This is a genomic window from Vibrio sp. 10N.222.49.A3 (assembly GCF_041475145.1).
Taxonomy (GTDB): domain Bacteria; phylum Pseudomonadota; class Gammaproteobacteria; order Enterobacterales; family Vibrionaceae; genus Vibrio; species Vibrio tasmaniensis_A.
This window is the reverse complement of record NZ_JBFRVM010000015.1, coordinates 16,785-24,621: the sequence shown is the minus strand read 5'-3', so window position 1 is coordinate 24,621 and position 7,837 is coordinate 16,785. Positions and strand designations below refer to the sequence as shown.

The 7,837-nt window shown below is 43.1% G+C and carries 7 protein-coding genes; 2 read left to right on the top strand and 5 right to left on the bottom strand.

Annotated features, from left to right (window positions below; translation table 11 throughout):
- Positions 1-173 precede the first annotated feature (173 nt).
- The gene (locus tag AB4589_RS01630; RefSeq protein WP_017099450.1) at positions 174-527 is read left to right on the top strand and encodes a hypothetical protein; all 354 of its coding nucleotides are present in this window, start codon (positions 174-176) and stop codon (positions 525-527) included.
- Between the two features lie 143 nt (positions 528-670).
- Here AB4589_RS01630 and AB4589_RS01625 read toward each other — a convergent pair whose 3' ends face one another.
- The 5 genes from AB4589_RS01625 to AB4589_RS01605 all read right to left on the bottom strand — a co-directional run bounded on the left by AB4589_RS01625 (position 671) and on the right by AB4589_RS01605 (position 6,796).
- Positions 671-1,567 (bottom strand): RNA polymerase sigma factor RpoD/SigA, encoded by an 897-nt coding sequence (locus tag AB4589_RS01625; RefSeq protein WP_017099449.1) that lies wholly within the window; start codon positions 1,565-1,567, stop codon positions 671-673.
- Between the two features lie 406 nt (positions 1,568-1,973).
- Positions 1,974-2,306, bottom strand: coding sequence for an Hpt domain-containing protein (locus AB4589_RS01620; RefSeq protein WP_009844988.1), 333 nt, complete (start codon positions 2,304-2,306; stop codon positions 1,974-1,976).
- Positions 2,300-3,889: a response regulator gene (locus tag AB4589_RS01615; RefSeq protein ID WP_017099448.1), complete on the bottom strand. Its 1,590-nt coding sequence runs from the start codon at positions 3,887-3,889 to the stop codon at positions 2,300-2,302. The genes AB4589_RS01620 and AB4589_RS01615 overlap by 7 nt, the downstream gene beginning before the upstream one ends.
- Before the next feature lie 288 nt (positions 3,890-4,177).
- Positions 4,178-5,728, bottom strand: coding sequence for a DHA2 family efflux MFS transporter permease subunit (locus AB4589_RS01610; RefSeq protein ID WP_017099447.1), 1,551 nt, complete (start codon positions 5,726-5,728; stop codon positions 4,178-4,180).
- A gap of 3 nt (positions 5,729-5,731) precedes the next feature.
- Positions 5,732-6,796 carry an HlyD family secretion protein gene (locus AB4589_RS01605; RefSeq protein WP_009844998.1) on the bottom strand — a complete coding sequence of 355 codons (1,065 nt, stop codon included), beginning with the start codon at positions 6,794-6,796 and terminating at the stop codon, positions 5,732-5,734.
- A gap of 128 nt (positions 6,797-6,924) precedes the next feature.
- On the opposite strand from AB4589_RS01605, the gene AB4589_RS01600 reads away from it, so the two are divergent.
- On the top strand, positions 6,925-7,827 hold the full coding sequence (locus tag AB4589_RS01600; RefSeq protein ID WP_017097897.1) for a LysR family transcriptional regulator: 903 nt from the start codon (positions 6,925-6,927) through the stop codon (positions 7,825-7,827).
- Positions 7,828-7,837: the final 10 nt, after the last annotated feature.

Below are 7,837 nucleotides of genomic sequence, written 5' to 3'. Positions count from 1 at the left end.
GACATTTAGTCTAAACCGACAAGTAGGCAGGGCAGCGTGATGTTGCCCTCGTTAAAGCCATGCAGAGTCGCCTTTGCGTGGCTTTTTTATTTGTTTTTGTCTCGCTAAATAGACTTGAGAACAGATAAAAATGTCCTTAATTATTAGAAGAGTTAATTAAAAGGAGGGACGACATGTATCGATATGTCAGTTCGCCACAAGCGTCGAAATACATCGTGCCACCACCTCAACATCGTGAGTTGTCGAGTGTGGATGTTCCTGAGTCTGAATTGGAGATGCGAGAAATTCTAAATAATTGGTTTGCCGATGGTTTGGCTCCGATTATTCAAAGTGATGGCGATTACATTTCGGCAAGCGACCAAGTGCGATTTGAAAAACTTAGCCGCACGGTTGGCATGTTATTGAGGAACAAAGACTATTACTTTGCCACTAAGCGTATCCTATCTTTGTGGGAGCAAGATTGCCTTGAAACCACCTATGTTAATTACCTCATTCTACGCAGCGAAAGAGGTACTTCGTTAAGGTGATTAAACGCAGCCTGGATTCGCTGACCATGATTGCTTGTTTTGAGAGCTATGATGACTCAAGTTTGCTAAGAAGCAGGCAAACAAAAAGGGCAAGCTTTTGAGGCTCACCCTTGTGATTGTTCTTTAAATGTCTATTTAGCTATTTAGACCCAACCATCAAATTTCAGTCGTTTTTGAATCCTCTCGACCGCTTCTTTCTGCATCTGTCTAACTCGCTCATTAGAGACATTCACATCCAACATTTGTCCAACCTCAGACAGTGTTTTCACCTTGTTGTCGAAGAAACCAAAACGGTGAATAAGAACCTTCTGCAATTTAGGTGGCAGTGTGTTTATGATCTGCTCTAGCGCATGTGTAAATGATTGGTCTTCACAGTCTTGTTGAGGATCGGGGATGTATTCACTTTCGCACTGTTCAAGTACAAGTGGTGCGTGGCTGATACCAACCGTCGTTGTTACGTCAATAAACCCGCTTAACGCAACCAGTTGATCGACACGTTCAGCTTTTACGCCTGAGCTATTCGATAATTCTGAGATCGAGATTTCTTTGCGCATTTTTTTGCTTACATCGAGCTTCTTTGATGCAAGGCTATTAATTTCTTTACACACATGAGCAGGTAAGCGAACGGTACGACCTTTATTCATTAAGGCCGCTTCAATATTTTCGCGAATCCACCACACAGCATAAGTGGAAAAACGATAGCCGGGTTCTGGATCGTACTTATCGATGGCCTTGATTAAGCCAATATTCCCTTCTTCGATAAGGTCGAGCAGTGTGAAGTTGTTGCCTTTGCGTTTTAGATAACTTTTTGCGATTTTTACAACGAGGCGTAGATTCGATTCGATCATGATGTCACGTGCATGTTTGTCACCCGCACGATTCAACTTTGCGTAATACAATTCATCTTCACGCGATAACAGATCAATGCCCACGATATCCTTTAGATAGTGAGCATAAGGTTCTGTAGCAGTTGAAAATGATTCTTTAATGGGAGTTTCATTCGTGAGCCCCTGAAACGCAGCAAAATTGTCATTGTTCATTTCCTTGTCCTTATCTAGCCGACTGAACGTTTTATTTATTTTATTATTATGTCACCAGATGGATAACACTTGGTTTCATTGAAGTGTAGGTAACAGTTTCTTCTTTACCAATAAATAAAATGCAATTTCGTATGTTTATGTCACAAAAAAATCTACAAATATTTAACTATTTTGCATCCCATCGAGTGTGACGGTTTTTTGTTCAAGACATGTATGTAGGAGGTCTATAAAGTGTTGCTATGTTTGAGCTTATCTAGATAAATACCATGAATTTATAGGCGTGGATTAGCTATATCATTGAGAGAGAAAATGATAAGGAAAATGACAAGAGTCGAGGTTCAATGTTTCCAAATACCTCAACTCCTTTGGCTACTAAGTTTCACCACGTAACTCTTAGTTCTATCGACTAATAAGTGCTGAGCACATCATCGATTTGTTGATTGATGATTTTTACTTCGCTGTAGATAACCGAAAGGTCATCCGTTTGAGGTGCTAGTTTATTGGATGTGTTTTGCTCGACTCTTTCTAAGGCCGCTGTAGCTGTTTCTTCGCCGAAGCTGGCTAATATGCCTTTTAATGTATGTACGATAAAATGAAGCTTGCCCCAATCTTGTTGCTGTACCAGTTCTTGTATCTCTTCTAATGAATTGCCATGGTCTTCTTGATACACAGACAATACAGCGAAGATTATTTCTCTGTCATTATCTAAGTAGGCATTTAAGGCATCGATATCTAGCATATAGACTCCTGTTGGCTGTATGTTGAAAATGGGCTAGGCGGCTTACTCGAAAAACCAGATCTTAATGAATCACTAATCCATTGATTCCATTTTGGAGGAAGTTCTAACTGTAAAATTTCTCTTAAATAGTCGTCGCTAAGTTTTTCATCTATATGAGCTTTATGAACGGCATATATATAGTCAAGTTTGGCGGCAACTGAATATGGGTAACTGTGAATATAGTCTTTTAATTCCTGTATTGACCCAAAGTTATCAATGTTTATACAAGTTGAAGGGTCGACATTTTTGGACTCAAGTTTGTGGTTTACTGCTTCTCCACGAGATTTTAGGCATTCCACTGCTAAGTGATAAAGAGAGTACTCCCCAAAATGGACGAGCAGTGGTAATAGTTGATCGAGCAAGTAAGTTGGTTGGCTGTGGAAATTATTCGCTAACAGCGTTGAAGCTCTAATCACTTTTTTGTGGGCAACCTGAGGGCTATTTTCGATGAGCAAGATACTGCTCTGAAACAGGGCAAGGCTGGCTAAAACCTGCTGCTGTTGTTTTACCGGAAGTTTCAGGTTTACTAACTCGGTGAATTGGTTGGCGTGCTCAAGCAAAATACGTTTGTACTTTAGTTGCGTCTCGCGCTGATAAGTCGCTTTTAACGAATTAAAGTGCGCACAAATGGAGTGAATGACATCAATGTCAGCAGCTGAAATATGGGTCGCATACATCTCACCTAACTTTATGATCATACGTGTGTTGTCTGCGTTCTCAGCCAAGTCAATCGCCCTGATTGCACGATGGCTGATACTTGGTGTCATCTCAAATGCACGAATCGCTAATTTCAGAGCAGGAAGCAGCATCTTATGTTTTTCGTAGATACAGCTTAAGCAATCAATGACGCTCAATGAGAGTGGCTGCGCGATCAGAAAGTTGTGGAGCTTATCTATGGCTAGCTCCTGTTTGCCTAAACTGTCGAGAATCAGAGCTTCAGCAACCAGTTTCGTCGGGTGCATGTTGGTTTTCGAGTGGCTAATGACGCTAGAGAGTAATTGCCATTTCTTACCAGAAATTAAATGTTCAATCAGTGTCGCTTCGAATTGAACGCTAGTGCCATTAGGCGAGAGCGCTAATGCTTGAGCCAATTTATCCTGACTGGTGATTGGATATAACTCGTTCAGTTGTGTCAGCTTCTTCGAGATGGACACAGCACTTTGGATCTTTTTACCTAACCTCTGAGTATGAATCGGTTTAGAAACGAAATGGTGTGCCTCACCTGAAAGGGCAGTTAATACCGTTTCTTGCCGCATATCTCCGGAGAGTAAAATTGTCGCAACCGTATGGTCGATGAGCCTATTTCGATACAGAATTCCTAATAGTTCAAAGCCCGTGAAGAATTGCTCTAAGTGGTAATCGATGAGGAGTACATGAAAAGAGTGAGTCTCGACCGCTTTAATTGCTTGTCGATAGTCGGTCGCAATAAAGATGCAATCATGCGCAATGCCCAAGCTCGAGAGTTGCTGCTTTATAAGAATAGTTGCACTCTTGGAGTCGTCGACAATTAAAACTCGTAGGTCAGGTGGTAAGGTCAAATCCATTTTCCTCAATACCAAATGTTATTTTTAATTTAGGCATCAAGTTGCACATTGTCAAGGTGCCAATATCACAGACAAACACTCAATAAACTATTGGTAATTAAGGAGTATTCGATAGCATTTATGAAAGACTTCAAACGCAGGTTACTTTTACCTGATTTTCGTTGGGCTATACGTGTTTTAGAAATAAAAAAGAGGCAAGCCGATAAGCTTACCTCTCAGTTTAATTGTTCGATTTTTTATTCGAAATGTTGTTCTTTTCTTGAAGCTTTATTAAACAAAACTCTAGCGCTAATCACGCATATTTAGAATCAATACTGCAGCTAAAGCCAAGAACGCCGTCATCATTAAGAACACATCGTTGTAAGCCATGATAGCGGCGTCACGTTGCATTGTGCCAAGTAGGCTAGCTTGCGCTTGTTGCATCGCCGTTGCGGCATCACTGCCAGATTGAATAAAGAACGCTTGTTGATCTTTGAGCGTTTGCCAACCCAATTGGCTAACTGAAGGCAGCGACTCTTTGATATGAGCCAAATGCTCGCGCGTCTTGTTATCTAGCAACGTAGCAATAATCGCGATACTAAATGCGCCCCCTAGGTTGCGCATTACGTTGGTTAAGGTTGAAGCGTCAGGCGTGTCCATTTTGCTGATGTTTTTCATCGCAACCAAAGACAGCGGAACCATAATAAACGGGCTACCGATAGCGCGCAGAACCATGGACAAGATCAACTGTTGGCCACCAAAATCAATCGTCATATGTGTATTCACGTAACAACTGAAGCCAAACATCGCGAAACCAAAGGTCACTAAGTACTTAGGCTTAATGATTTGCGTCAGCTTAGGAACGATTGGGAATATCAACAACTGTGGGAAACCCATCCACATCAAGACTTCACCAATCTCCATCGCATTGTATTGCTGAATTTGAGTGAGGTACATTGGCAGTACATAGATAGAGCCGAGCAATGCCATCCCTAGAATCAAATAGGCGATACAAGACATAGCAAACTGCCCATCCCGCAATAGCCGCAAATTCACCAATGGCTTTTTGTGTTGGAGTTCGTTTATCACGAAGTAAACCAAAGTCACTGCAGACACAATACTCAAGCCTATGATGAAGCTCGAACTGAACCACTCTTCACGGTTACCTTCTTCTAGCACCACTTCTAAACAACCTAGCCCTAACGCCATGGTCGCGATACCAAACCAGTCGGCTTTTTTCAGTGTGCCAAGGTCGAGCTTTTCATCATCCAAGCCATATCGGATCATGGTGATCACAAGCAAAGCCGGCGGAATATTGATATAGAAAATATAGTGCCACGAGAAGTTCTCCGTCAGCCAACCACCAAATGTTGGGCCGATCGATGGAGCAAAGGTCGCGGTTACGCCAAACAGTGCCATACCCACAGCACGTTTGTTAACAGGTAATAACTGAATCACTAACGAGAAAGCAAGCGGGATTAAAGCACCACCACTGAAGCCTTGCATCGCGCGGAATACAATCATCGAGGTCATGTTCCAAGAAAACGAACACAACAAAGATGAAATGGTGAAGATGGCCGTCGTCCACGTGATATAACGGCGTTTACCGAGCGCTTTAGAAAGCCAACCACTGAGTGGGATAGCGATCATCTCTGCGACTAGGTAAGACGTAGAGATCCACGAGCTTTCATCCAAGGTGGCAGACAGCGCACCTTGAATGTCTTTGAGAGACGAGTTGGTGATCTGAATATCCAATATCGCCATAAACGCGCCGATTAAGCCGCCAAAAAGGGCGATCCAATGGCGTCTCGAAACCTCGTCATCATCATTTGTTTGGGTGACAACACCAGTGTTACTCATGGTCTAGCCTCGTTTATCGATGGTCGCTACCACAGACAAACCAGGGAGCAGTCGACCTTTCAACTCTTGCTGATCTGGAATCGTAATTTTCACCGGTACACGCTGAACGATTTTAGTGAAGTTACCGGTCGCGTTTTCTGGTGGTAGGAGCGCAAACTTAGCGCCAGTCGCAGGGGAGAAGCTGTCTACCACGCCTTCAAGTGGTTGACCCGGAAAGGCATCCAGTTCGACTTCTACGGTTTGGCCTTTATGAATACCGCTTAATTGAGTTTCTTTGAAGTTAGCTTCAATCCACACTTGGTTGTTTGGTACCAAACTCATCAATGGCGCGCCTGCTTGAATCAGCAAGCCTTCACGGACGCTACGTTTACCAATCACGCCATCCGCTGGCGCGTAGACCTTGGTGTAATCAAGGTTAAGTTGTGCTTGATCTCTTTGTGCTTGAGCTTCAGTCACGGATGCGTTTGCTTGTTCGATTTCACTCGCAATCACGATTAGTTGATCATTACTTGCGACAAGGTTTGCTTTTGCTTCTTCAAGTTCTGCTTGGGTGACTTTTTGTTGTGCGACCATGCTGTCGACTTCATCTTGCGAAGCATAGTTACGCTTTAATAAGCTACGAGAACGCACGACTTGTTGGATTGCACGCTCGTATTCAGCTTGTGCGGAATCAACACGGCTCTCAGCTTGATTTATTTGGCTACGTTGTAACGTTTGTTGAGCGATAAGGTTGTGTACGCTTGATTGAACGACGCTTAAATGCGCATTCGCCTGAGCAAGTGCAGATTGGTAATCACGATCATCAATTTGAACCAACAAGTCACCTTGTTTAACCGATTGGTTATCACTCACGTAAGACTTAACAATATAACCCGACACCTTCGGGCTTATATTAGTGATGTCGCCTTGCAGGTAGGCATTGTCGGTTGACTCGAAGTACTGGCCATAGCCATACCAATATCCAGCGCCAGCTAAGCCTAATGACAGCATGATCGCAGTAGCAATAAGCGGGGCTTTTTTACGTTTTTTTGTGCTTACTGATTGCGAAGCGTTGTTGTTCTCTGTCATTTTTTATTTCTCATTTTGTTTTTATTTAGATGTAACGAATTGTAAATGAATTCGATTGATTGATAAGATAGGAAAAAAGGGAAACACTGTTGCGTGAATCTTACTAATAGGGCTTTGGGAGAAGTACGATGGACTTAAATGCTGTGACTGTTTTTACACAAGTTGTTGATTGTGGGAGTTTCACGCACGCAGCTGAAGCATTGAACATGACCAAGTCGACCGTCAGCCGAAAGCTAGACGAGCTGGAACAGCACCTAGGTGTGAGGTTGATCACTCGTTCGACACGAAGTTTAGTTTTAACGCCAGAGGGTGAGCGCTTTTATCAGTCGAGCATGCAGATGCAAGAGATCATGAACCAAGCTGAGTTAGAGGTTTCTGCCAATCAGGATTTGATCCGAGGGCAGTTGAATGTTGTGTTGCCTGTCGAATTGGGGCATCAAGTATTAGCCACATACATCCACAGTTTCCTAAAAGAGCACCCAAACGTGACTTTGAACTTAGAACTATCGAATCGAGAAGTCGACATCATTGCGGAGGGGATCGATCTTTACGCACAAATTGGTGAGCTAGTGGACTCGAGCTTGGTTTCTCGTTACCTCACAACATCGAAGCGTGTATTGGTAGCCAGCCCTGAGTATTTAGAACAGTTCGGTGAAATCTCTTCACCCGATGACCTTAAGCCTCCATTTAGGATGATTGAGGTCGTGAACAAGGCGGCACGTCTACCTAAGTGGCATTTGCAATTAGAAGGCGGTGAGTCGATTTTGATCGATCTACCGTGTCAGTTGCGGGTGAATACCATCACGGCATGCCTAACAGCGTGTGTGGATGGGCTCGGCTTGGCGGTGCTTCCTGAATTCATTTGTCGGGAACACTTCAAGACAGGTAAGCTGATTCGCTTGTTACCTGAATATGAGATGCCAGAAGTTTCAGTAAGCCTAGTGTATGCAGACAGACAGTTGATGCCGAAACGTAAGAAGGTCTTTATCGACTATCTACTGACTGCTTTTCAAAATAGGAAGCACAAGTAACGGGCTGAAC